Below are 22,861 nucleotides of genomic sequence, written 5' to 3'. Positions count from 1 at the left end.
ACTGGCGACCATGTCCGTCGCCCCCGTCGAGCTCGACCTGCCGCAGTCGGACGAGCTCATCAGCCCCGACGTGCCCTGGGTGACCCTCGTCTGGAACGACCCGGTCAACCTCATGTCCTACGTGACCTATGTCTTCCAGGAGTACTTCGGCTACGACCGGGCCAAGGCCGAGAAGCTCATGCTCGGCGTGCACCTCGAGGGGCGCGCCGTCGTCAGCTCGGGCACGCGCGACGAGATGGAGCGCGACACCGAGGCGCTGCAGGGCTACGGCCTGTGGGCGACCTACCAGAAGGACGAGTAGATGGCGCAGGCCTTCCGACGCCACGGCGACCGCATCGTCGGGCACCTCGACGAGGACGAGCGGGAGCTCGTCGCCAGCCTGCTGGTCCAGGTGGGGCGCCTGATCCGGGGCATGGGTCCGGCGATCCCCGACCCCACGGGCGACCCGCTGACCGACGCCATGGCGGGCCTGTCGGCCGAACCACCGCGGCGCCAGGCCGACCCGGCGCTGCGGCGGCTGTTCCCCGACGCGCGCCGCGACGAGGGGCAGCAGGCCGAGGAGGAGGCGCAGGAGTTCCGCCGGCTCACCGAGATGGGCCTGCGCCAGCGCAAGGTCGCGACCATCGACGCCGCGGTGTCGCTGCTCGAGCACGCCACCGACCCCGAGGTCCTGACGCTGACGACGGCGCAGGCCGGCCAGCTGACCGTCGCCCTCACGGACGTGCGGCTGGTGCTGGGGGAGCGGCTCGGGCTGCGGACCGACGAGGACGCCGAGGCCCTCGAGGAGCTGGTCGAGCAGTACGGCGAGGACCATCCGCACGTGCAGACCGCCGCGCTCTACGACTTCCTGACCTGGATCCAGGAGACGTTGGCAGAGGCGTTGGTCCGCTGAGCAGCGCGGCTGCCGCTCGCCGCACCTCACCGACCGCTCACGTCACGATTCGGGCGCAGCGCATCCGTCCGTGGCTCGATCCGTTGTCCGGCATGATCATGCGTGGCATGGTTCACACACCGCTCACTCATGCCTATGGAGGTAGCCCCGTGCCCATCCGTCCCGCTCGAGCCTCGGTGGTCGTCGCCGCCCTGGCGGTCGCCTCGTCCCTGTCCCTCGCCGCCTGCGGGTCGGACTCGCTGGAGTCCGGAGCCGCCAAGGCCTCCAGCGCCGCCGGATCGGCCACCGCCGCCGCCAGCCAGGCCGTCGACCAGGCACTCGCCGACAAGGTGCCCGCCAAGATCAAGCAGGCCGGCGTCCTCAAGGTCGGCTCGGACGCGTCCTACGCCCCCAACGAGTTCATCGGCGACGACGGCAAGACCGTCACCGGCATGGACGTCGACCTCTTCACCGCCGCGGCGCAGAAGCTCGGTCTCAAGGCGGAGTTCCAGAACGCCGAGTTCCCGTCGATCATCCTGGGGGTCACCTCCGGCAAGTTCGACGTCGGCGTCTCGTCCTTCACGATCAACGCCGACCGCAAGCAGAAGGTCAACATGGTGCAGTACTTCAACGCCGGCACCCTGTGGGCGGTCAAGAAGGGCAACCCCAAGCAGGTCGACCCGGCCAAGGCGTGCGGCCTCAAGGTGGGTGTCCAGAAGGGCACCGTCCAGATCGACGACCTGACGGCCCGCTCCAAGAAGTGCACCGACGCTGGCCAGCCGGCCATCACCCAGATCGTCGAGACCGAGCAGTCCAAGGTCACCGCCGACCTGTCCTCGGGCAAGGTCGACGCCATGGCCGCCGACTCCCCGATCACCAACTACGCCGTCAAGCAGACCAACGGTCAGCTGGAGAAGGTCGGCGAGCTCTACGACTCCGCGCCGTACGGCATCGTCGTCCCCAAGGACCACCAGGCCCTGGCCGAGGCCATCGGTGGGGCGTTCGCCGCGATGGAGAAGTCCGGGGACTACAAGAAGGTCCTCGAGAAGTGGAACAACGCCGACGGCGCCGTCACCGCGTTCCCGGTGAACCCCTGATCCATGGCTGATTCCGTCTCGAGGTCACCCCAGCAGGGACAGCCGGTCAGCACGACGGACCGGCCGGGCGCCATCGACGCCCGGCCCGTCCGGCACCCCTGGCGCTGGGTCGCCGTCGCCGTCATCCTCGTCCTCCTGGCCATGATGGTGAGCTCCTTCCTCACCAACGAGCGCTGGGACCTGGCGTTCATGGTCAAGGTCATGAACTACAAGCCCGTGCTCAACGGCCTGCTGATGGGCACCATCCTTGGCACCCTCGGTGCGATGGTCATCGGCGTCACGCTGGGCGTGATCCTCGCCGTGATGCGCCTGTCGTCCAACCCCGTGCTGACGTTCACGGCCGCGGCCTACACGTGGTTCTTCCGCTCCATCCCGCGGCTCGTCCTGCTGGTCATGCTGGGTACCGGGGTCGGCTACCTCTACCCCGAGCTGACCCTGGGCGTACCCTTCGGCCGGCAGCTCGCGGGGGCGCTGGGCCTCGGGACCGACCTGACCATCACCCAGATCGACGTCAACGCCTTCTCGTCCACCCTGTGGGCCGGCATCATCGGGCTCGGCCTGTCCGAGGCGGCCTACATGGCCGAGATCGCCCGCGCCGGGATCCTGTCCGTCGACCAGGGGCAGCGGGAGGCCGCGCAGGCGCTCGGCATGCCCGGCGGCAAGACCATGCGCCGGATCGTGCTGCCGCAGGCCATGCGCGTCATCGTGCCGCCCACCGGCAACGAGACCCTCGCCATGGTCAAGGACACCTCGCTGCTGTCGGCCGTGCCGATCAGCGCCGAGCTCTTCTACCAGACCCAGGTCATCGGGCAGCGGACCCTGCAGATCATGCCCACGATGATGGCGGCCGTGTGCTGGTACCTCGTCGTGTGCTCGGTCCTCATGGTCGGCCAGCTCTACCTCGAGCGGCACTTCGGCAAGGGCTTCGGGACCCGGCCCAGCAAGAAGGACCAGCAGGTCAACCGCCTGCTCGCGACCACGGGGAGCCACTGATGAGCAGCCGTATGACGGAGCCCGCCGCCACCGGGCGTGACGGCGACGCGCGAGACGCCGGCCGGGCCGGCATACCGCTGGTGCACGCCGTCAACGTGCACAAGGCGTTCCACGGCAACGAGGTGCTCAAGGGCATCGACATGGACGTCCACCAGGGTCAGGTCGTGTGCCTGCTCGGGCCGTCCGGGTCGGGCAAGACGACCTTCCTGCGGTGCATCAACCAGCTCGAGTCGATCGACGGCGGCCGCATCTGGGTCGACGGCGACCTCATGGGCTACCGCGACGTGGGCGGGCGGCTGCACCACCTGACCGACAAGCAGGTCGCGGCCCAGCGGCGCGAGATCGGCATGGTGTTCCAGCGGTTCAACCTCTTCCCGCACATGACGACGCTCGCCAACGTCATGGAGGCGCCGATCCAGGTCAAGGGGGAGCGCAAGGCCGAGGTCAGGGAGCGGGCCGTGCAGCTGCTCGACCGGGTCGGCCTGGCGGAGAAGGCCGACGCCTATCCCAGCCAGCTGTCCGGCGGGCAGCAGCAGCGCGTCGCGATCGCGCGGGCGCTGGCGATGCAGCCAAAGCTGATGCTCTTCGACGAGCCGACGTCCGCGCTCGACCCCGAGCTGGTCGGCGAGGTGCTGACGGTCATGCGCGAGCTCGCGGCCAGCGGCATGACGATGATCGTGGTGACCCACGAGATGGCGTTCGCCCGCGAGGTGGCCGACCACGTCGTCTTCATGGACGCCGGGGTCGTCGTCGAGCAGGGCCCGCCGCGCGAGGTCATCGGCAACCCGAGGCACGAGCGGACCCAGGCCTTCCTGTCGCGGATGAGGTCGGAGTCGCACGACGGCTGACGGCCCGCCAGCCTCTATCCTCGGTCGGGTGAGCGACGCACCCATCGGCATCTTCGACTCCGGCTACGGGGGTCTCACGGTGGCCCGGGCCGTGCTCGACCAGCTGCCGAGCGAGTCCATCGCCTACCTCGGCGACACGGCGCGGGCGCCATACGGCCCCCGCCCGATCGCCGAGACCCGCCGCTATGCGCTGGAGTGCCTGGACCGGCTCGTCGACCACGGCGTCAAGGTCCTGGTCATCGCGTGCAACACCGCGAGCGCCGCCGTGCTCCACGACGCGCGGGAGCGGTATGACGTGCCCGTGGTGGAGGTGATCCGGCCGGCCGTGCGACGCGCGGCCGCCGCTACCCGCAACGACGTCGTCGGCGTCATCTCGACGCGGGGGACCCACCAGAGCCGGGCCTACCCGGACGCCTTCGCGGCGGCCCCGCAGATCCGCGTCGTCAGCCAGCCGTGCCCGCGGTTCGTGGAGTTCGTGGAGTCGGGGGTGACGGGCGGTCACGAGGTGCTCGAGGTCGCGCGCGGCTATCTCGAGCCGGTCATCGCCCAGGGCGTCGACACCCTCATCCTCGGCTGCACGCACTATCCGCTGCTCACGGGCGTCATCTCCTATGTGATGGGAGACACGGTGACACTGGTGTCGTCCGCCGAGGAGACTGCCAAGGACGTCTACCGCGTGCTCGCCGACGGCGACGCGCTGCGACCGGCCGACCAGGGCCCTCCGTCCCACGGGTTCACCACCACCGGCGACCCCGAGGAGTTCCGTCGGCTGGCGCGGCGCTTCCTCGGCCCCGAGGTGGACACCGTGTTCGCCGACGACAGAGGTGCCCCGTGAGAATGACCGTGATCGGATGCTCGGGGTCCTTCCCGGGGCCGCAGTCGCCCGCCTCCTGCTATCTCGTGCAGGCCGACGACGAGGCCGGCCGCACCTGGTCGATCCTGCTCGACCTCGGCAACGGCGCGCTCGGCGTGCTGCAGCGGCACCTGGCGCTCGACGAGATCGACGCGGTCCTGCTCTCGCACCTGCACCCCGACCACTGCCTGGACGTGTGCGGGCTCTACGTCACGCGCAAGTACTCCCCGGCCCGCGCGGACGGCGGGCGCCTGCCGGTGCACGGCCCCCACGGCGTGGAGCGGCGGATGGCCGAGGCCTACGGCGGCGAGGAGGGCTCGGCGCTGGCCGGTCAGCTCGACTACCGCGAGTGGGAGGCCCGGCAGCCGGTGCGGATCGGACCGTTCACGGTCACCCCGATCCCCGTCAACCACCCCGTCGAGGCCTACGGCCTGCGCGTGGAGGCGGACGGGCAGGTGCTGGCCTACAGCGGCGACACCGACTCCTGCCCCGAGCTGTCCGAGCTGTTCACGGGGGCGACGCTGGCGCTGGCGGACTCGGCGTTCGTGGACGGGCGCGACGAGACGCGCGACATCCACCTGACCGGGTCGCGCGCGGCCGCCGCGGCGGTCGTGGCCGGGGGAGTGCAGCGGCTGATGCTGACGCACATCCCGTCCTGGAACGACCCCGAGGTGTGCCGCGCCCAGGCCGCGGCGGTGTGGGCGGGCGAGGTCGAGCTCGCCGAGCCCGAGCGCACCTACCCCCTCTGACCCGCCGCCGGCAGAGGCATCGACCGGCCTTCGTTCCCCAGGCTGATGCCTTTACCCCCGGCGGGTCTCAGCGGCGCAGGCGACCGACGACCGGCATCGACTGCAGCTTGTCCCTCGCGTGCCCCGACCTCACGAAGGCCTCCGTCGCGTCCGTGCCCGCCTCGATCCCGTGGTGGCGACCCCGCTTCATCCACGACGGGAACCCGCTCATGTCGTAGACGACGCCGTCCACGGCCAGGTAGCAGGCGGCGCCATCCGCGCAGGTCGCCGCCGTGAGCTGGTCGCCGGTGATGGTCACCGTGTCCAGGGTGTGCTGCTCGGCGCTGCTGACGGTGCGCTGCAGCTTGGTGGGGTCCCCGGCGTTCGGGTTGGGCTTGGCATAGGCATAGACGACCGCTGCCGCCACCGCGATCACGACGGCCAGGGTGATCCACATCCAGAGCTTCATGGCGTCCTCTCCGCGATGAGACACGGTGTCGCATCGCTGTCGTGAGACACTATGTCGCATGACTCGCGCTCCGGCATCAGGGGGATCCCCGAACCGTCCCCGACGCCATGGCGAGGACCCCGTCGCGGACCGCATGCTCGACGCGGCCCTCACCCGCATCGAGGCCCAGGGCATGACGGTGAGCCTCGCCGATGTCGGCATGGAGGCCGTGATCGCCGAGGCCGGCGTCTCCCGTGCGACGGCATACCGCCGCTGGCCGAGCCGCGAGGCCTTCCTGGCCGACGTGCTCGTGGAGACCGTGCGGCGCACCTCCCTGATCCCCGAGACCGAGCAGGACCTCGTCCGCCTCCTCGAGGTCGTCGACGACCACCGGGCCGACCTCGGCGGCGAGCAGGGGCGCCGGGACCTGGTCGTGGAGGCCCTCCGGGTCTCGGTCGACCTGGACGTACGACGCATCGTCGCCTCACCGCGCTGGCGCACCTTCGTGTCGTTGGCGGCGACCTACCAGGGGCTGCCCGAGGGGGCCGTCCGTGAGGCGGTGGGGTCGGCGCTCGCCGAGGCCGAGGAGGCGTTCGTCGCCCGGCGGGCCGGGATCTACGCCAACCTCGTCGGGCTCATCGGCTATCGCCTGGCGCCGCCCCTGCAGGGGGACGACGGCTTCCGTGCGCTGTCCGGCGCGACCGGGGCGATGATGACCGGCGTGGTCCTGCGGGCCCTGCCGCGACCGGCGTGGCTGGACGAGCGGCATACGACCCGCTTGCTCGGCGCATCTCGAGAGGCGGCCTGGTCAGAGCCCGAGCGGCTGCTGGTGGGGCTGCTGCTCAGCCATCTCGAGCCGGACCCCGACCTGGCCTGGGACGACGCGACGATCGAGGGCCTCCTGACCAGGCTCGAGGGTCAGGTCGCGGAGCTGTTGTCCCGTCCGTCACGGCCCGCGGCCCCCCGGTGAGAGCCGCCCGCCGACCGCCTAGGACCCGCCGGGGGCAGAGGCATCAGCCTGGGGGACGACGGCCGGTCGATGCCTCTACCGCCGGCGGGACAGGGCGGAGGGCCACCAGACGCGGTCGCCTAGCTCGCGCACCAGCGCCGGCACGAGCAGCGAGCGCACCACGAAGGTGTCCAGCAGCACCCCGAACGCCACGATGAACGCGATCTGCACCAGGAAGCTCAGCGGCAGCACCCCGAGCGCCGAGAAGGTCGCGGCCAGCACGATCCCGGCACTGGTGATGACGCCGCCGGTGACCGCCAGCCCGACGAGCACGCCCTCGCGGGTCCCGCGCTTGCGGCTCTCCTCGCGCACCCGGGTCATGAGGAAGATCGAGTAGTCGATCCCCAGCGCGATCAGGAACACGAAGCCGTACAGCGGCACGGTCGGGTCGAAGCCGGGGTAGTCGAGCACCCAGGTGAACAGCACCGCGAAGACCCCCATCGTCGCGGCGAAGCTCAGCACGTTGGCGAGGGTCAGCAGCACCGGCGCGACGATCGAGCGCAGCAGGATCACGAGCACGACGATCGAGCGCAGCAGGATCACGAGCACCACGAAGACGACGAGCAGGATGGCCGGCCCGACCGTCCGCAGGTCGTGCACCCCGGCGTCGCGGGAGTCCAGACCCTGGGCGGCGACGCCTCCCACGAGGGAGCCGTCGGCGATCGGGTGCACGACGGACCGTATGCCGCGCACGACGTCCTGCGCCTCCGGCGTGTCGGCGGCCGGCGTCGTCGTGGCCTGGAGCAGCACACGACCGTCGACGACCTTGGGCGGCGCGCCCTGACCGGGCCGTCCGCCACCCGTGCTCCCGGCCTGCGCGGTGAGCGGCACGACCGACGCGACCCCGTCGACGCCCTGGAGGGCGGTGGTGACCTGGGCGGCCGTGGCGGAGGGCACGATGACCTGCACGGGCGAGCCGGACCCGCCGGGGAAGTGCCGGGCCAGGGCCTTGTTGCCCGTGACGGACTCGACCTCGGTGGTGAAGTAGGTCGACTGCGGCGCGCCGTCCGCGCGCAGCACGGGCACGAACGCCGCGCACACGGCGAGCCCCAGCGCCGACAGCACCCAGGCGCGACGCGGGTGGCGCCCGACCAGGCCGGCGACGCGGCCCCAGACGCCCCGCTTCGCACCCGCCGAGGTCGTCGAGGTCGGTGCAGCAGAGCCGGGCTCGTCTGCCGGAGCCGTCGCGACCGCGTACTCGGAGTGCACGTGGTCCACGCGGGGGATGGCCGGCCAGAAGATGCGCCGACCGGCGAGCAGCAGCACCGCGGGCAGGAAGGTGAGGGCGGCGAGCATGGCGCCCACGATGCCCAGGGCGCCGATGGGGCCGAGGCTGGCGTTGTTGCCGAGGTCGGACAGCAGCAGGCAGAGCAGCCCGAGGATGACGGTGCCGCCGGAGGCGACGATGGGCTCGACCGTGCCGCGCCAGGCGCGCCGCATGGCCACGCGGTGGTCCTCGTCGTCGTGCAGCTCCTCCTTGTAGCGCGCGACCAGCAGCAGCGCGTAGTCCGTCGCCGCGCCGACCACGAGGATCGACAGGATGCCCTGGCTCTGCCCGGACAGGGTGAGGTGGCCGCCCTCGGCGAGGGGATAGATGACCAGCCCCGCGGCGGCGAGCCCGAAGACCGCGGTGGCGAGGACGGCGAACGGCAGGACGGGGCTGCGGTAGACGACGAGCAGGATCACCAGCACCACGCCCAGCGCCACGAGCAGGAGCACCCCGTCGATCCCGCCGAAGGCCTTGACCAGGTCGGCCGTGAAGCCGCCAGGCCCGGCGACGTACGCCTGCAGGCCGCTCCCGGCGAGGACGGCGTCCCGATGGGTGCGCAGCGCCTCGGCCACCGCGCCGACGGGCTTGACCCCGTCGATCTCGGTGTCGGTCTTGGTCGAGTCCACGCTGACGGGGACGAGCAGCGCCTTGCCGTCCGGGGAGGGGATCGCGACGGCGGGCCCCGCGAGCAGGGACTGCAGCCTGACCTGGGGTGCCCCCGGCAGGGTCAGTGAGGGGATCGAGTCGACATAGCTCTGGGCCGCGGCCCGGTCGGCGGCGGTGAGCCCTGACTCGCGCTCGACCACGACGAAGAACGGCAGCGTCGACTGCTCCTGGAAGCGCTCGGCCACCTCGCGGGCCTTGGTCGACTCGGCGCTGGCGGGCAGGAAGGCCGCCTGGTCGTTCTTCTGCACCGAGGACAGGCCGCCGATCTTGGGGCCGCCGAGCCCGCCGACGGCGAGCCAGGCGACGACCACCACCAGCGCGGCGAGCAGCCAGCGGCCTGGTCGCGGCACTCCGGTCCCGGTTCGATGGGGGCGATGGCGACCAGGCTGGGGGCTCATTCCACCAGTGAAACAAATGTGGCGTGCCTGCGCGCGCCGCCACGCAATCCCTGGACCCACCTGTGCCGAGCCTGTATGCCGTCCACCGCCGGGTGCCGTACGCCGCGAGCGGGCGGGCCCGGCATACGGGCTCGATAAGGTGAGGTCCATGACTGCACGCCACGACGGGCGCACGCCCGACCAGCTCCGCGACGTCCGCATCACCCGCAACTGGCTCGACCACGCCGAGGGGTCGGTGCTCGTGGAGTTCGGGCGCACGCGGGTCCTGTGCGCCGCGAGCTTCACCGAGGGCGTGCCGCGCTGGATGAAGGGGCAGGGCCGCGGCTGGGTCACGGCGGAGTACGCCATGCTGCCGCGCTCGACCAACACCCGCTCGGACCGCGAGTCGGTCAAGGGCAAGATCGGTGGCCGCACGCACGAGATCTCGCGCCTGGTGGGACGTTCGCTGCGGGCCGTGGTCGACCTGGACCAGCTGGGGGAGAACACCATCGTCCTGGACTGCGACGTGCTGCAGGCCGACGGCGGGACCCGGACGGCCGCGATCACCGGCGCGTATGTCGCCCTCGCCGACGCCATCGCCGGTGGGGTCACGAGCGGCGCGATCGCCAAGGGCGCCAAGCCCCTGCGCGACTCGGTCGCCGCCATCTCGGTGGGCGTGGTTAAGGGGGTGCCGGTGCTCGACCTGGACTACCCCGAGGACTCGACCGCCGACACCGACATGAACGTCGTCATGACCGGCGACGGACGCTTCGTCGAGGTGCAGGGGACCGCCGAGGCCGAGCCCTTCGACAAGGCCACGCTGGACGCCCTGCTCGAGCTGGCCACGGCCGGGTGCGCCGAGCTGACCCGCCTGCAGCAGGCGGCCCTGGCCGAGACCCCGCGGGAGCGCGTCCAGTGAGCCGGGTCGTCCTCGCCACCCGCAACGCCGGCAAGATCCGTGAGCTCGAGACGATCCTGCGGGAGTCCCTGCCGGACGTCGAGGTGGTCGGGCTGGGGGAGTTCCCCGACCTGGAGGACGTCGTCGAGTCGGGGGTGACCTTCGAGGCCAACGCCACGCTCAAGGCCACCTATGCCGCCCGCATGACGAATCTGCCTGCCGTCGCTGACGACTCGGGCCTGGCCGTCGACGTCCTCGGCGGTGCTCCCGGCGTGTTCTCGGCCCGCTGGTCGGGTCGGCACGGGGACGACGCAGCCAACCTGCGCCTCCTGCTGGACCAGCTCGCCGACGTGCCGGACGAGCATCGTGGGGCGCGCTTCCGGTGCGCGGCGGTGCTGGCGCTGCCGGACGGGACGACCGTGTGCCGCGAGGGCGACTTCCCGGGGATGCTGACGCGAGCGCCGCGCGGCAGCAACGGTTTCGGCTACGACCCGATCCTGCAGGTCGAGGGGGACACCCGCACCGCCGCCGAGCTGTCCCCCGAGGACAAGAACGCGATCTCCCACCGCGGCAAGGCCTTCCGCGCGCTCGCGCCCGAGATCGCCCGCCTGCTGGCCTGAATCCTGCTGCTGGGTCGCAAGGTTCGGCACGCGGGGCTCGGGTCGCGGGGTGCGGGCGACAGGTGTCGGCCCGGTGTCCAGCGTCGCGCGAGACGTCAGTCGTCGGCGCGGGTCACGCGCCCTCGTCCGGACTTCACGTCCGCACGGCGCGACTTGGCGGCGAGGCGCCGGCGCTGAGATCCCTTGGTGGGCTTGGTCGCCCGCCTCGGTGGCGGTGGGGGAGCCAGGGCCGCGCGGACGCCCTCCGCCAGCCGGTGCCGCGCCGCCTGGCGGTTCTGGCGCTGGGACCGGTGCTCCGAGGCGTCGATGGTGATCACCCCGTCGACGAGCCGCGGCTCCAGCGCCTGCACCACCCGCGCCCGCTGCGCCTCGCTGAGGGCGGTCGAGGTGGCGGGCGCCCACGAGAGCTGCACGCGCGAGTCCGTCGTGTTGACGCCCTGGCCGCCGGGGCCGGACGCGCGCGAGAACCGCTCCGTCAGCTCGGACGCCGGCACCACGAGCCCGCGGGGGATGCCCGGGCCGGAGGGGACGCGGAGGTCGGCGGTCGGCATACGACCACTCTCTCAGAGGTGCGCACGGCGGGACTCGAACCCGCACGCCGGAGCACAGGAACCTAAATCCTGCGTGTCTGCCAGTTCCACCACGTGCGCGGGGCCCGGTGCACGACGGCGACCGGGCGGGAGGCCAAGGCTACTCGGCGAGGCTCAGGGCCTTGGACAGCGAGGCGACGTGCCCCTTGGCCTTGATGTTGTACTTCGCCAGCTCGACGCGGCCCTGCTCGTCCAGCACGATCGTGGAGCGGATCACGCCCTCGATCGTCTTGCCGTAGCTCTTCTTCTCGCCGTAGGCGCCGTAGGCCTTGAGCACGTCCAGGCCCGGGTCGCCGAGCAGGGGGTAGGTGAGCCCCTCCTTCTCGCGGAAGGTCGCGAGCTTCTCCGGCTTGTCCTTGGAGATGCCGACGACCTCGTAGCCCGCCGCCTGCAGCGACCCCAGCGAGTCCCGGAAGTCGCAGGCCTCGGCGGTGCACCCGGGCGTCATGGCGGCGGGGTAGAAGAAGATCACGAGCCGCCGCCCGCGGAAGTCGGCGAGGGACACCGGCGCGCCCGTGTCGTCGGGGAGGGTGAAGTCGGGGGCCTGGTCGCCGGGCTCGAGACGGGGCATGTCGGGTCCTTCCGGGCGGCTGGTCGGGATGCACCCCGAGCCTACGGGGTATGCCGGACTGCAGCCGCGCAGGCGGATGCTCCGACGAGGGGCGCCCCACCTGCGTTATCGTCGACGCAAGACCTGCGTCCCGCGCATCCCCCCACGCTAGGAGAGCATCGTGACCGAGCAGCCCAACAAGTCCGTGTCCGACCTCGAGTCCGACATCGCCAAGAGCCGTGAGCGTCTGGCCGCCACCATCGACGAGCTGGCCTACCGCGCCCAGCCCAAGAACATCGTGGCCGACCAGAAGCGCCAGCTGCGCGAGACGGTCATGGCCAAGTACCACTCGCTGATGGGGACCTCCGCCGGCGCGACCACGGGCCCGAGCCACTACTCGTCCGCGGGGACGACCACGACCTCCCACTCCGACGCGTCCGTGGCCGACCAGGCCAAGGCCAAGGCGGAGGAGCTCAAGACCACGGCGACGCTCAAGGCCGAGGAGCTCAAGGCGACCGCCACCGCCAAGATCGACGAGCTGAAGTCGCGCTCGGAGAGCCACGGCCAGCACGCCGACCCGGCCGCGCAGACCACCTTCGCCGACCTGCGGTCCCGCGCGCAGGTCAAGGCCGACCAGGCCCGCCTCAAGGTCGACGAGGCCACGCACGACGCCGACGGCGAGCTGCGCATGGACCGCGTCGCCACCGGCCTGGCCGCCGCCGGGGCCGTCCTCATCAGCCTCGGCGTGGCTCGCCGCAACCGCGGCTGACACCCCCAGCGCCCGGATCGAGGTGGCCCCGTCACGGCGGGGTCACCTCGATTTCATGTAGCCCCCTCTGACCTGGTAAGGTCTTACCTCGTTGCGCCGCTAGCTCAATGGCAGAGCAAGTGACTCTTAATCACTGGGTTCGGGGTTCGAATCCCTGGCGGCGCACCAGTCACGAAAGGCCCGGTCCACCTGGACCGGGCCTTTCGTCATGCCGGGACCGTCTCGCCGGCCGGGCGCCGGCGTCAGCGGCGCGGGCCTGCCTCGCCGCGGCGACGCCGGGTGAGGCGGCTGAGACTGACCAGGCCACCGACGGCCAGCACCGCCGCGAGGCCGATCCACAGCCACGGGGACGTGCCGCCGGTGCGCTGGGCGGAGGCGGGGCCGGCCGGGTCGGACGGGGTGGACGAGGCGTTGGTGCTCGCCGCGCTCGACGTTGCCGCGCTCGTGGTGCCTGAGGTGCTCGTCGTCGCCGGGGTGGAGCTGGTGGACGTGGTGCCGGAGGTGCTCGTGCCTGCGGGTCCCGACGCCGCGAGGGTGAAGTGCAGCTCGCCCGCGATCCGGTGGGTGTCGGCGCTGACGACGCTGTAGACGACGCGGTAGCGGCCGTCCACCAGGCCCGACGGCAGCTTTGCGCTGACGACAGGACCGGCGACGGTGGCCGCCTCCGCGACCTGGCGGCCGTCGGGGTCCGTGACGATCACCTTGCTGAACTGCCCCTTGATGTCCTCGTTGAAGGTCAGGGTCACCGCGCTCGGCGCCGTCCGGACGGTGCTGCCGTCGGCGGGGTCGGCGGACACGAGGGCCGAGTGGGCGAAGGCCGGGCCGGCGCCGAGCAGCACGAGGGCGGCGGTCAGGAGGATCAGGAGCGGCAGGGCCGCTCGACGGGCTGGGCTGAGGTGGGTGGGCATGGTTCCTTCCGGGCTGGACGCGTCTCGCGGCCACCTTGTCCACAGGTCGTCGCGATCCGGTCGGCGTCGTCCCCAGGAGCATCACGGTGCCTCCTGGGCGGTGCAGGTCCTTCCTAGCATCCTCACCAGGATCGTCCATGGGAGGACGGTGCGGAGGTGGAGGTGGCTGTGGACGGTGGACAGGTCGTGGCGTGCGCGGCGGCGCTCGAGCAGCACGCGGCGGGGATGGGCCGGGCGGCGGAGCGGCTGGCCCAGGCGGCGGCGGTGGTGGAGTGGCAGTCGCCGGCCGCGCAGGCGGCTCGGGACCGGGTCGACGACCTGGTCGCCGGCCTGCGTGCAGGGTCCGAGCAGGTGCACGACGCTGCCGTGGCGGTCCGGGCCCACGGTCTGGCGGTCTCCGCCGCCTGGGCGGAGCTCGTCTCGACCACGGCCGCCGTGAGCGAGGCGGCCGACCAGGGGGCCGAGGCGGTCCGCCGGGCGCTGCGCGGCGAGGTGGTGGGGCCGGCGGGCTCGGCCGTCTTCGGAGGTCGTCATGGGTGACGAGCCCCTGCGGATCACCGGCATCGACGGTGGCGCCGGCGGCATACGGGTGGTCGCTGACGACGTCCTGATGCTGGGCGTCCTGTGCCGAGGCGTGGGCGCCGAGCTCGACGAGGTCGGCGTCGCGGGCGCCCTGGCGGGGGCGGGCCTCGCGGTCGAGGCGACCGCCGTGCTGGCGCCCGCCACGGCGCTGGTGGCCGGCGCGGCGTTGCAACGGTCGGCTCTCGGCCCCCACTCTCCGCTCGTCGTCGGCGGCGGGGCCCAGGTGCTCGGCAACGCTCTCGTGACCGCGGCGAGCGGCTACGACCTGGCCGAGGCGGCCAACGTGGCCCTGTGGGATGCGGGCGACGCGGTCGGCCTGCTCCTGACCGTCAAGGACGTCGTCACCGACCCGGCTGGTGCGTCCGTCGCGGTCGCCCAGGCCTATGCCGTGGAGGTGGTGCGGGCCGGGGAGCCGCTCGACCCCCAGGAGGCGGCCGGTCGCTGGGCCGCGGCGCATGCTGGGGAGCTCGAGCACCGGATCAACGGAGCGGCCGCGCTCGCGGCCCCGGGGGTTGCCGGCGCCCGGCTCGACCAGGGCCAGGAGGTCCTCGGGGAGCACGCGTCCTGGGCCCCGGTGGCCGTGGTGGCGCACGCGGCGGCGCCGCTGTGGGTGGATGGCGAGCCGGTGGTGGGTGCGGCTGGGCCGGCGACGGTGGGGTCCGCGCCGACGCGGACCGCCGATGTCGTGCGCGGCCTCGCCGCCACCAACGAGAGGGAGGACGGCACCATCGCGGTGCGGCGGATCACGAGCCGGCAGGATGGGGTGGAGCGGCAGGCCGTGCTCGTCGACGTCCCCGGCACCGACGCCTGGAGCCTCCCCGGCCACGAGACCGACCAGGTTCGCGACCTCGGTGGCAACGTGGGCCTCCTGGGCGGCGACGCCACGGCCTACGCGCGAGGGGTCGAGGCGGCGGTCGTCGCCTCGGGCGTCCCCAAGGACGTGCCGATCGCGCTCGCGGGACACTCGCAGGGCGGCATGGCTGCCGTCGTCGCGGCCGACCGGCTGCGGAGCCAGGGCTATCGCGTGACTCACGTGGTCGCTGTCGCGGCGCCGATCGCCCACCTGCGGCAACCGCGTGGCGTGACCACGTTGGCCCTGGACGGCGACCGGGACGTCGTCACCAAGCTCGACGGTCGACCCAACGGTGACCGCGCCCGGCGGGTGACCGTGCGGTTCGACAGCGGCCTGGAGGGGACGGGTCCCAACCACGACCTGCGGACCTACGCCCGCGCAGCGGACGAGGCCGACGACCTCGCGGCGACCGACCCGTCGCTGGCTCGCGTGGTCACCGAGATGCGCGACGCGGGCGTCCTCACCTCGGGCGGCACCTCGGCCTCGATGGAGACCGTCCACGTCCGCATCACCGCCGACCGCGGACGCTGAGGGGTCTCAAGACGTGCGAGGGGTCTCAAGGGGTGCAAGGGGTCTCGAGACGTGCGAGAGGCCCCGGATCAGGACGATCCGGGGCCTCTCGCCGACTGGGGTGAGTGACGGGACTTGAACCCGCGGCCACCTGGACCACAACCAGGTGCTCTACCAGCTGAGCTACACCCACCATGCACCTCGACCACGGTCACCCGCGTCGAGCAGCGCGGACCATACTACCGTGGATCCGGCGTGCTTCCGACCACGTTCCGCTCGGGCAGAGCCGGCCGCTCAAGCCTTCGGCGTCCCGCCGCCCTCGTACTTCGCCGCGATGCCGCGCGCCTGGTCGGTCGTCGGCCCGGGCTGGGGCACGAACACCGCCTCGCGGTAGTAGCGCAGCTCCGCGATGGACTCGGTGATGTCGGCCAGGGCCCGGTGTCCGCCGACCTTCTTGGGGGAGTTGAAGTAGGCCCGCGGGTACCACCGGCGGGACAGCTCCTTGATGGAGGACACGTCGATGATCCGGTAGTGCAGGTAGGACTCCAGCTCGACCATGTCCCGGGCGAGGAAGCCGCGGTCGGTGGCGACGGTGTTGCCGCCGAGGGGGGCCTTGCCCGGCTCGGGCACCCACTCCCGGACGTAGTCCAGGACCCGGGTCTGGGCCTCGGCCATCGTCAGGCCCGAGTCGAGTTCGACGAGCAGCCCGCTCGTGGTGTGCATCTCGCGCACGAAGTCGTTCATCTGGTCCAGTGCGGCCTGCCCGGGGCGGATGATCACGTCGACGCCCTCACCGAGCTGGTTGAGCTCGAAGTCGGTCACCAGGGCGGCCACCTCGATGAGTGCGTCGTGCTCGAGCGACAGCCCGGTCATCTCGCAGTCGATCCAGACGATCCGGTCGGTCAGGGCCTTGTCGGTGGCAGCGCTACTCACCCGCCCCACTGTAGCCACCTCACCTGGACGGCTAGCCTGCAGCCATGAGTCGGTCGCCCGGGGGACCCCCGCTGTCCATGGCCGCGGCCGTGCCACCGCGTCGGATGACGCTCCGTCGCTGGCTGATGGTCGGCCTGCTGATCATCGGGTTCGGGCTGTGCTCGCTCGTGCTGCTCGGCGCGGTCGGCATCTCGACCGGCGTGGGGGCGGGGCTGCTGGGCCTGGTGTTCGCCGCGCTCCCGCTGGGGGTGGTCGTGCCGGCGTTCCTGTGGATCGACCGGCTCGAGAGCGAGCCGCGGCGCATGCTGGTCCTGGCCTTCGCCTGGGGAGCGGTCGTCGCCACGGCGGTCGCCCTCGTCGCCAACACGGGGACCATGGCGATCATCGCCGGGGCCACCGGGACCGACCCGACGTCGCTGGGTGCCGTGGTGGTGGCCCCGGTCGTGGAGGAGAGCGCCAAGGGTCTCGGGCTGCTCGTCATCCTGTGGCTGCAGCGCCGCGAGTTCGACGGCGTGGTCGACGGTCTCGTCTACGCCGGCCTGGTCGCGGGCGGCTTCGCGTTCGGCGAGAACATCCTCTACCTCGGCCGCGCCTTCAACGAGGCGGGAGGCGCGGGCCTCGTCGCGACGTTCGTCCTGCGAGGCGTCGTCGGCCCGTTCGCGCACCCGATCTTCACGTGCTGCACGGGGGTGGGGATCGGGGTCGCGGTCTACCGCAGGCGCGGCCCCCTGCGCCTGGTCGCGCCGGTGGTCGGGTGGGCCGTCGCGGTGGCGCTGCACGCCGCCTGGAACCTCTCCGCCGTGGCCGGTCTCGAGGGCTTCCTCACGGGTTATGTCCTCCTGCAGGTGCCCTTCTTCGCGGCGTTCGTGGCCCTGGCCGTGTGGGCCCGGCGCCGGGAGGCACGGATCATCTCGGTCGAGCTGACGCGCTACGCCAGGGCCGGGTGGCTGGCCCCGACGGAGGTCGCCATGCTCTCCTCCGTTCCGGCGCGGCGCCAGGCCCGGGAGTGGGCGCGCGGCATCGGGGGCCGCCGCAGCCAGGCGGCCATGGACCGGTTCCAGGACGCGGCCAGCGACCTCGCGATGCTCCGGCACCGCATGGAGCTCGGCGACGTCGACGACGGCGTGCTCGCACTGGAACGTCACCTGCTGGCCACCATGATGGAGTGTCGGTCGCAGTTCGTCGGCTCGCGCGCCCTGTAAGGTCTGGGCCGTCGGTCCGCGTCGCGGTCAGGGAGCAGAGCAGGGACGTCATACGTGGCAACGGCACAGCTGATCGGCGGCAGCACGCCGCCCGAGCGCACCCTGGTCGACCTCCTCGACGAGGTCGTCCGGGACCACCCCGACGCACCGGCCCTGGACGACGGCACGACGGTCCTGTCGTATGCCGAGCTGCGCACCGCCGCCTCCCGGCTCGCCGACCGGCTGCGCGACGAGGGAGTGCGCCGCGGCGACAAGGTCGGGGTGCGCGTCCCGTCGGGCACCTGCGACCTCTACGTCGCGATCGTGGCAATCCTGCTCGCCGGGGCGGCCTACGTCCCGGTCGACGCCGACGACCCGATCGAGCGGGCCGAGCTCGTCTTCTCCGAGGCGGGGGCGGTCGCGGTGGTCGGCGCGGGCCTGCGGCTGCAGCTGCTCGACCTCGAGGCCGACCGGCCCGCCGACCAGCGCGGACGTCCCACGCCGGACGACGACGCGTGGGTGATCTTCACCTCCGGGTCCACCGGCACCCCCAAGGGCGTGGCGGTGACCCACCGCAGCGCGGCGGCCTTCGTCGACGCGGAGGGACGCATGTTCCTCCAGGACGCACCCCAGGGCCCGGGCGACCGGGTCCTCGCCGGCCTGTCCGTCGCCTTCGACGCCAGCTGCGAGGAGATGTGGCTCGCGTGGGGCCACGGCGCCTGCCTCGTGCCCGCACCGCGTGCCCTCGTCCGCACGGGCATGGACCTCGGCCCCTGGCTCGTCGAGCGCGGGATCACCATCGTCTCGACGGTCCCGACGCTCGCGGCGCTGTGGCCCGCCGCGAGCCTGGACGCCGTGCGGCTGCTCATCTTCGGCGGCGAGGCATGCCCGCCCGAGCTGGCCGAGCGGCTGGTGCGCCCCGGCCGTGAGGTGTGGAACACCTACGGTCCCACCGAGGCCACGGTCGTCGCGTGCGGTGCGCGGATGACCGGCGAGGGTGCCGTCTCGATCGGCCTGCCCCTCGACGGCTGGCAGCTCGCGATCGTCAGGGACGGCGAGCTGGTCGCCGAGGGCGAGGTCGGCGAGCTGATCATCGGCGGCGTCGGCCTGGCCCGCTACCTCGACCCGGCCAAGGACGCCGAGAAGTACGCCCCCCTGCCCCTGCTCGGCTGGGACCGCGCCTACCGCTCGGGCGACCTCGTCCGCTACGAGCCCGACGGCCTGATCTTCATGGGGCGCGCCGACGAGCAGGTCAAGCTCGGGGGCCGCCGCATCGAGCTCGGCGAGGTCGACGCGGCCCTGCAGGCGCTGCCCGAGGTGGCCGGCGCCGCCGCCGCGGTCCGCACCACCGACGCGGGCAACCAGATCCTCGTCGGCTACGTCGTGCCGAACGACCCCGACGGCTTCGACCGCGCCCAGGCCCGCAGCGAGCTCGCGAGCGTCCTGCCCGCCGCGCTGGTGCCCCTCATCGCCGTCGTCGACACCCTCCCCAGCAAGACCTCCGGCAAGGTCGACCGGGACGCCCTGCCCTGGCCGCTGCCCGACCTCGCGCCGAGCGCCCCGGGCGCTCCGGGTGGCACGAGCGAGCTGACCGGCACCACGGCCTGGCTCGCCGAGCAGTGGTCCTCGGTGCTCGGCTCACCCGTGACCAGCCCGGACGACGACTTCTTCGGCCTCGGCGGGTCCAGCCTCACCACCGCTCAGCTGGTCTCGGTCCTGCGCTCGACCCACCCCGAGATGACGGTCGCCGACGCCTACGCCCACCCGCGCCTCGCGGACCAGGCGTCCTACCTCGACGTCATGGCGGCGCGCCTGCGCGCCGACGACACCCCACCGCGCACCGTGACCCCCGTGCCCCGGCGGGCCCAGCTCGCGCAGCTGCTTCTCGGCATACCCCTGTCGACGGTCACGGGGCTGCAGTGGCTGGTGGGGGTCGCCGCCGCCAACTCCGTCGCCGCCCTGGTCTGGGACATCCCCTGGGCGCCCACCGCCCCGTGGTGGGCGATCCTGCTCGGCTGGTTCCTGCTGCTGACGCCCGTCGGGCGGATGGGCATCACGGTCGTCGGGGCCCGCCTGCTCCTGCGCGGAGTCCGCCCCGGCAGCTACCCCCGCGGCGGCTCGGTGCACCTGCGCCTGTGGGCCGCCGAGCGGCTGGCCGAGGCCGTCGGGGCGGTGACCATGGCCGGCGCGCCGTGGATCGTCTACTACGCCCGCGCCCTCGGCGCCAAGATCGGCCGCGACGCCGACCTGCACACCCTGCCTCCCATCACCGGCCTCCTGTCGCTCGGTCGCGGTGCCTCGATCGAGCCCGAGGTCGATCTCGCCGGGCACTGGCTCGACGGTGACGTCCTGCACGTCGGGCAGGTCACGGTTCGCCCTGGCGCGGTCGTCGGAGGCCGTTCCACCCTCGGGCCCGGCGCAGTCGTGGGCCGCGACGCGGAGGTGCTGCCCGGGTCCTATGTCACCGGGGTCGTGCCCGACGGCGAGCTGTGGGCGGGCTCGCCCGCCACCAAGGTCGGCCGGGCGCGCCCGACCTGGCCCACCGAGCGTCCGGCCCAGTCGCGTGCCTGGCTGACGGCGTATGCCGTGAGCTCGGTCCTGCTCGGCCTCGTCCCCACCCTCGCCGTCGTGCCGGCCGCCGCGCTGGTGCTCTGGGCCGTCCACGACGCGCCGACGCTGTCCGCGGCCCTGCTGCGGGCCCTCGTGTGGACGCCACCGGCCACCGTGGTCGCGATGCTCACCCTCATGCTGCTGACGCTGGTCTGCGTGCGGCTGCTGGGTCTGGGGCTGCGCCCCGGCTACCACCCCGTCCGGTCCCGCATCGGCTGGCAGGTGTGGGCCACCGAGCGCCTCCTCGACAGCGCGCGCACCCAGCTGTTCCCCATCTACGCCAGCCTGTTCACCCCGGTGTGGCTGCGGCTGCTGGGCGCCCGCGTCGGCAAGAACGTCGAGGCCTCCACCGTCCTGCTGCTGCCCGCGATGACCCGGGTGGGGGAGGGCGCCTTCCTGGCCGACGACACGATGATCGCGTCCTACGAGCTCGGCGGCGGCTGGGTGCACATCGAGCGGGCCAAGGTCGGCAAGCGGGCCTTCCTCGGCAACTCGGGCATGGCCGCGCCGGGGCGCAGCGTCCCCAAGAACGGCCTGGTCGCCGTCCTCTCTGCCGCTCCCGCCAAGTCCAAGTCGGGCTCGTCGTGGCTGGGGAGCCCGCCGGTGCGCCTGCAGCGGCAGGCCACCGACCACGACCTGTCGCGGACCTACCACCCCACCCCCGGGCTCAAGGTCGCCCGCGCCCTGGTGGAGCTGTGCCGCGTCATACCCGTCATGTGCACGATCGCCCTCGCGGTGCTCGTGGTGGCGACCCTCGAGGTCCTGTGGGTGCAGGTCGGCTGGTGGGCCGCCGCCCTGCTCGCCGGTGTGGTGCTGCTGCTGACCGGGGTGCTGGCCGGCGCGATCACCGTCGCGGTCAAGTGGCTGCTCGTCGGCCGGCTGCGCGTCGTGGAGCACCCGCTGTGGAGCACCTTCGTGTGGCGCAACGAGGTCGTCGACACCTTCGTCGAGATGGTGGCCGCCCCCTGGCTCGCCTGGGCCGCGACCGGCACGCCGGTCCTCAACGTCTGGCTGCGCGCCCTCGGGGCCCGGATCGGGCACGGCGTCTGGTGCGAGAGCTACTGGCTGCCGGAGGCCGACCTGGTCACCCTGCGAGACGGGGTGAGCGTCAACCGTGGATGCGTCCTGCAGACCCACCTCTTCCATGATCGGATCATGCAGATGGACACCGTCACCCTCGACACCGGCGCCACCATGGGCCCGCACGGCGTGATCCTGCCTGCCGCCGGCCTCGGCGAGTCCACGACCGTCGGCCCGGCGTCCCTCGTGCTGCGTGGCGAGCAGGTGCCCGCCGGGACCCGCTGGATCGGCAACCCCATCGCCCCCTGGGCGGGCTCCGCATGAGGCCACCCGCGCTGCCGCGCCCGCGCACCTCGGCCGAGCTCGAGCCCGACCCCTACGTCCCCGCGCACGGCGACACGAGCTACACCGTCGCCCACTACGACCTGGAGCTCGACTACCGCGTGGCGAGCAACCGCCTGGCCGGGCGCGCCCGCATCCACGTGCGCCCCACCCGCCGCATCGACCGGCTGGCCCTCGACCTCGCCGGCCCGCTGGCGGTCGCCAAGGTCCTGGTGGACGGCAAGCGAGCCCGCTACGCCCACCGCGCGGCCCGGCTCACCGTCACGCTCCCGGGTCAGGTCTCCGCCGGGGCGGTGCTCGTGGTCGAGGTGCAGTGGTCGGGCAACCCGCGCCCGAGCCGGAGCCTGTGGGGCGAGGTCGGCTGGGAGGAGCTGACCGAGGGCGTGCTCGTCGCCGGCCAGCCCGACGGCGCCCCCACGTGGTTCCCCTGCAACGACCACCCCGGCATCAAGTCGACCTACGCGACGACGGTGACCTGCGACTCGCCATACACCGTCGTCACCAACGGCGTGCTGGTGCAGCGGGTCGTGCGGGGATCGCGGACCAGCTGGACCTACGAGCAGCGCGAGCCCATGGCGCCCTACCTCGCGAGCGTGCAGATCGGGGCTTACACCGCCGCGCGCATCGCCGACGCCCCCGACGTCCCGCAGACCCTGCACGTCCCGCCACGGCTCAAGGCCGAGGCGCTGCACGACTTCGGGCGCCAGCCGCAGATGATGGCCGTGTTCACCGAGCTCTTCGGGCCCTACCCGTTCCCCGCCTACGACGTGGTCGTGACGGACGACCCGCTCGAGATCCCGCTGGAGTCGCAGGGATTCTCGACGTTCGGGGCCAACCACTGCACCGGGCGCCGGTCCGAGGAGCGGCTGGTGGCGCACGAGCTCGCGCACCAGTGGTTCGGCAACGCCGTCGGCGTCGCGACCTGGCAGCACATCTGGCTCAACGAGGGCTTCGCCTGCTACGCCGAGTGGCTGTGGTCGCCGCACGCCGGCGGTCAGTCCACCGACGCCCACGCCCGCCGCTGGCACGCGTCCCTCAAGCGTCAGCCGCAGGACCTGGTCCTCGCCGACCCGGGGGCGCGCGACATGTTCGACGACCGCGTCTACAAGCGCGGCGCCCTGACCCTGCACGCGCTGCGGATCACGGTGGGTGACAGCGTCTTCGGCGAGCTGGTGCAGTCCTGGGTGGCCGACCACCTGCACTCCGTCGTCACCACCGACATGTTCGTGACCCACGCCCAGCGGTATGGCGGAGCGACCGCCCGCTCGCTGCTCAAGGCGTGGCTCGAGCAGCCGACCCTGCCCGAGCTCCCTCGCCGCTGACGCCGCTGACACT

The 22,861-nt window shown here is 72.8% G+C and carries 22 protein-coding genes and 3 tRNA genes; 17 read left to right on the top strand and 8 right to left on the bottom strand.

All coding sequences use genetic code 11. The features are described 5' to 3' along the window. Window positions 1–10: 10 nt before the first annotated feature. The 7 genes from clpS (at window position 11) to B4E97_RS05295 (ending at window position 5,411) form a co-directional block, all read left to right on the top strand. The gene (gene clpS / locus B4E97_RS05325) at window positions 11–301 is read left to right on the top strand and encodes an ATP-dependent Clp protease adapter ClpS (RefSeq protein ID WP_019287718.1); all 291 of its coding nucleotides are present in this window, start codon (window positions 11–13) and stop codon (window positions 299–301) included. Further along, the gene (locus B4E97_RS05320; RefSeq protein WP_029212799.1) at window positions 302–892 is read left to right on the top strand and encodes a DUF2017 domain-containing protein; all 591 of its coding nucleotides are present in this window, start codon (window positions 302–304) and stop codon (window positions 890–892) included. It begins immediately after the preceding gene. A 149-nt stretch (window positions 893–1,041) separates the two neighbouring features. Further along, complete coding sequence (locus B4E97_RS05315; protein ID WP_286958964.1) at window positions 1,042–1,968, top strand: ABC transporter substrate-binding protein; 927 nt, start codon at window positions 1,042–1,044, stop codon at window positions 1,966–1,968. 3 nt (window positions 1,969–1,971) lie between these two features. Further along, window positions 1,972–2,961 carry an amino acid ABC transporter permease gene (locus B4E97_RS05310; RefSeq protein ID WP_029212797.1) on the top strand — a complete coding sequence of 330 codons (990 nt, stop codon included), beginning with the start codon at window positions 1,972–1,974 and terminating at the stop codon, window positions 2,959–2,961. An 11-nt stretch (window positions 2,962–2,972) separates the two neighbouring features. After that, window positions 2,973–3,809 (top strand): amino acid ABC transporter ATP-binding protein, encoded by an 837-nt coding sequence (locus B4E97_RS05305; protein ID WP_029212796.1) that lies wholly within the window; start codon window positions 2,973–2,975, stop codon window positions 3,807–3,809. Window positions 3,810–3,837: 28 nt separating this feature from the next. Then, window positions 3,838–4,644 carry a glutamate racemase gene (gene murI, locus B4E97_RS05300; protein ID WP_019287723.1) on the top strand — a complete coding sequence of 269 codons (807 nt, stop codon included), beginning with the start codon at window positions 3,838–3,840 and terminating at the stop codon, window positions 4,642–4,644. Next, entirely contained in the window at window positions 4,641–5,411 is a 771-nt protein-coding gene (locus B4E97_RS05295) for an MBL fold metallo-hydrolase (RefSeq protein ID WP_286955645.1), read from the top strand. The genes murI and B4E97_RS05295 overlap by 4 nt, the downstream gene beginning before the upstream one ends. 67 nt (window positions 5,412–5,478) lie before the next feature. Here the strand turns inward: B4E97_RS05295 and B4E97_RS05290 are convergent, their stop codons facing one another. Beyond that, window positions 5,479–5,859 (bottom strand): cytochrome b5 domain-containing protein, encoded by a 381-nt coding sequence (locus B4E97_RS05290; RefSeq protein WP_019287725.1) that lies wholly within the window; start codon window positions 5,857–5,859, stop codon window positions 5,479–5,481. 58 nt (window positions 5,860–5,917) lie between these two features. Here B4E97_RS05290 and B4E97_RS05285 point away from each other — a divergent pair, with 58 nt between their 5' ends. Continuing rightward, a complete protein-coding gene (locus tag B4E97_RS05285; RefSeq protein WP_239266071.1) occupies window positions 5,918–6,808 on the top strand; it encodes a TetR/AcrR family transcriptional regulator in 891 nt (296 codons plus the stop codon). A 75-nt stretch (window positions 6,809–6,883) separates the two neighbouring features. Here B4E97_RS05285 and B4E97_RS05280 read toward each other — a convergent pair whose 3' ends face one another. Continuing rightward, window positions 6,884–9,133: an MMPL family transporter gene (locus B4E97_RS05280; protein WP_286958963.1), complete on the bottom strand. Its 2,250-nt coding sequence runs from the start codon at window positions 9,131–9,133 to the stop codon at window positions 6,884–6,886. A gap of 196 nt (window positions 9,134–9,329) precedes the next feature. Between B4E97_RS05280 and rph the strand changes: the two genes are divergently transcribed. Further along, window positions 9,330–10,079 (top strand): ribonuclease PH, encoded by a 750-nt coding sequence (rph, locus tag B4E97_RS05275; protein WP_286958962.1) that lies wholly within the window; start codon window positions 9,330–9,332, stop codon window positions 10,077–10,079. Continuing rightward, complete coding sequence (gene rdgB / locus B4E97_RS05270; RefSeq protein WP_286958961.1) at window positions 10,076–10,678, top strand: RdgB/HAM1 family non-canonical purine NTP pyrophosphatase; 603 nt, start codon at window positions 10,076–10,078, stop codon at window positions 10,676–10,678. Before rph ends, rdgB begins: the two co-directional genes overlap by 4 nt. A gap of 95 nt (window positions 10,679–10,773) precedes the next feature. Here the strand turns inward: rdgB and arfB are convergent, their stop codons facing one another. The 3 genes from arfB to bcp form a co-directional block, all read right to left on the bottom strand. Continuing rightward, window positions 10,774–11,229: an alternative ribosome rescue aminoacyl-tRNA hydrolase ArfB gene (gene arfB / locus B4E97_RS05265; protein ID WP_286955650.1), complete on the bottom strand. Its 456-nt coding sequence runs from the start codon at window positions 11,227–11,229 to the stop codon at window positions 10,774–10,776. A gap of 19 nt (window positions 11,230–11,248) precedes the next feature. Beyond that, window positions 11,249–11,328: transfer RNA gene (locus B4E97_RS05260), tRNA-Leu, on the bottom strand. A gap of 40 nt (window positions 11,329–11,368) precedes the next feature. Then, the gene (bcp, locus tag B4E97_RS05255; protein ID WP_286958960.1) at window positions 11,369–11,839 is read right to left on the bottom strand and encodes a thioredoxin-dependent thiol peroxidase; all 471 of its coding nucleotides are present in this window, start codon (window positions 11,837–11,839) and stop codon (window positions 11,369–11,371) included. Between the two features lie 160 nt (window positions 11,840–11,999). Between bcp and B4E97_RS05250 the strand changes: the two genes are divergently transcribed. Together B4E97_RS05250 and B4E97_RS05245 are read left to right on the top strand one after the other, a co-directional pair. Continuing rightward, window positions 12,000–12,587, top strand: coding sequence for a DUF3618 domain-containing protein (locus tag B4E97_RS05250; protein WP_286958959.1), 588 nt, complete (start codon window positions 12,000–12,002; stop codon window positions 12,585–12,587). A 93-nt stretch (window positions 12,588–12,680) separates the two neighbouring features. Further along, a tRNA-Lys gene (locus B4E97_RS05245) sits at window positions 12,681–12,755 on the top strand. Window positions 12,756–12,829: 74 nt separating this feature from the next. On the opposite strand, the gene B4E97_RS05240 is transcribed toward B4E97_RS05245, so the two are convergent. After that, entirely contained in the window at window positions 12,830–13,495 is a 666-nt protein-coding gene (locus B4E97_RS05240; protein WP_286958958.1) for a copper resistance CopC family protein, read from the bottom strand. 168 nt (window positions 13,496–13,663) lie between these two features. Between B4E97_RS05240 and B4E97_RS05235 the strand changes: the two genes are divergently transcribed. Next, window positions 13,664–14,035 (top strand): hypothetical protein, encoded by a 372-nt coding sequence (locus B4E97_RS05235; RefSeq protein ID WP_286958957.1) that lies wholly within the window; start codon window positions 13,664–13,666, stop codon window positions 14,033–14,035. Further along, window positions 14,028–15,461, top strand: coding sequence for a thioesterase domain-containing protein (locus B4E97_RS05230; RefSeq protein ID WP_286958956.1), 1,434 nt, complete (start codon window positions 14,028–14,030; stop codon window positions 15,459–15,461). Before B4E97_RS05235 ends, B4E97_RS05230 begins: the two co-directional genes overlap by 8 nt. Before the next feature lie 96 nt (window positions 15,462–15,557). Here the strand turns inward: B4E97_RS05230 and B4E97_RS05225 are convergent. After that, window positions 15,558–15,633, bottom strand: a tRNA-His gene (locus B4E97_RS05225). A gap of 101 nt (window positions 15,634–15,734) precedes the next feature. Beyond that, window positions 15,735–16,373 (bottom strand): oligoribonuclease, encoded by a 639-nt coding sequence (gene orn / locus B4E97_RS05220; RefSeq protein ID WP_286958955.1) that lies wholly within the window; start codon window positions 16,371–16,373, stop codon window positions 15,735–15,737. A 44-nt stretch (window positions 16,374–16,417) separates the two neighbouring features. Between orn and B4E97_RS05215 the strand changes: the two genes are divergently transcribed. From B4E97_RS05215 to B4E97_RS05205, 3 genes are read left to right on the top strand one after another with little or no spacing between them, the layout of a single operon-like run. After that, window positions 16,418–17,575: a PrsW family intramembrane metalloprotease gene (locus B4E97_RS05215; protein ID WP_286958954.1), complete on the top strand. Its 1,158-nt coding sequence runs from the start codon at window positions 16,418–16,420 to the stop codon at window positions 17,573–17,575. Between the two features lie 54 nt (window positions 17,576–17,629). Beyond that, on the top strand, window positions 17,630–21,508 hold the full coding sequence (locus B4E97_RS05210; protein ID WP_286958952.1) for a Pls/PosA family non-ribosomal peptide synthetase: 3,879 nt from the start codon (window positions 17,630–17,632) through the stop codon (window positions 21,506–21,508). Next, window positions 21,505–22,848: a M1 family metallopeptidase gene (locus B4E97_RS05205; protein WP_286956228.1), complete on the top strand. Its 1,344-nt coding sequence runs from the start codon at window positions 21,505–21,507 to the stop codon at window positions 22,846–22,848. The genes B4E97_RS05210 and B4E97_RS05205 overlap by 4 nt, the downstream gene beginning before the upstream one ends. Window positions 22,849–22,861: the final 13 nt, after the last annotated feature.

Origin of the sequence: Arsenicicoccus sp. UBA7492 (genome assembly GCF_002479615.1) — a bacterium.
Taxonomy (GTDB): domain Bacteria; phylum Actinomycetota; class Actinomycetes; order Actinomycetales; family Dermatophilaceae; genus Arsenicicoccus; species Arsenicicoccus bolidensis.
The sequence above is the reverse complement of the archived record's forward strand: the minus strand, read 5'-3'. Positions and strand labels throughout refer to the sequence as shown.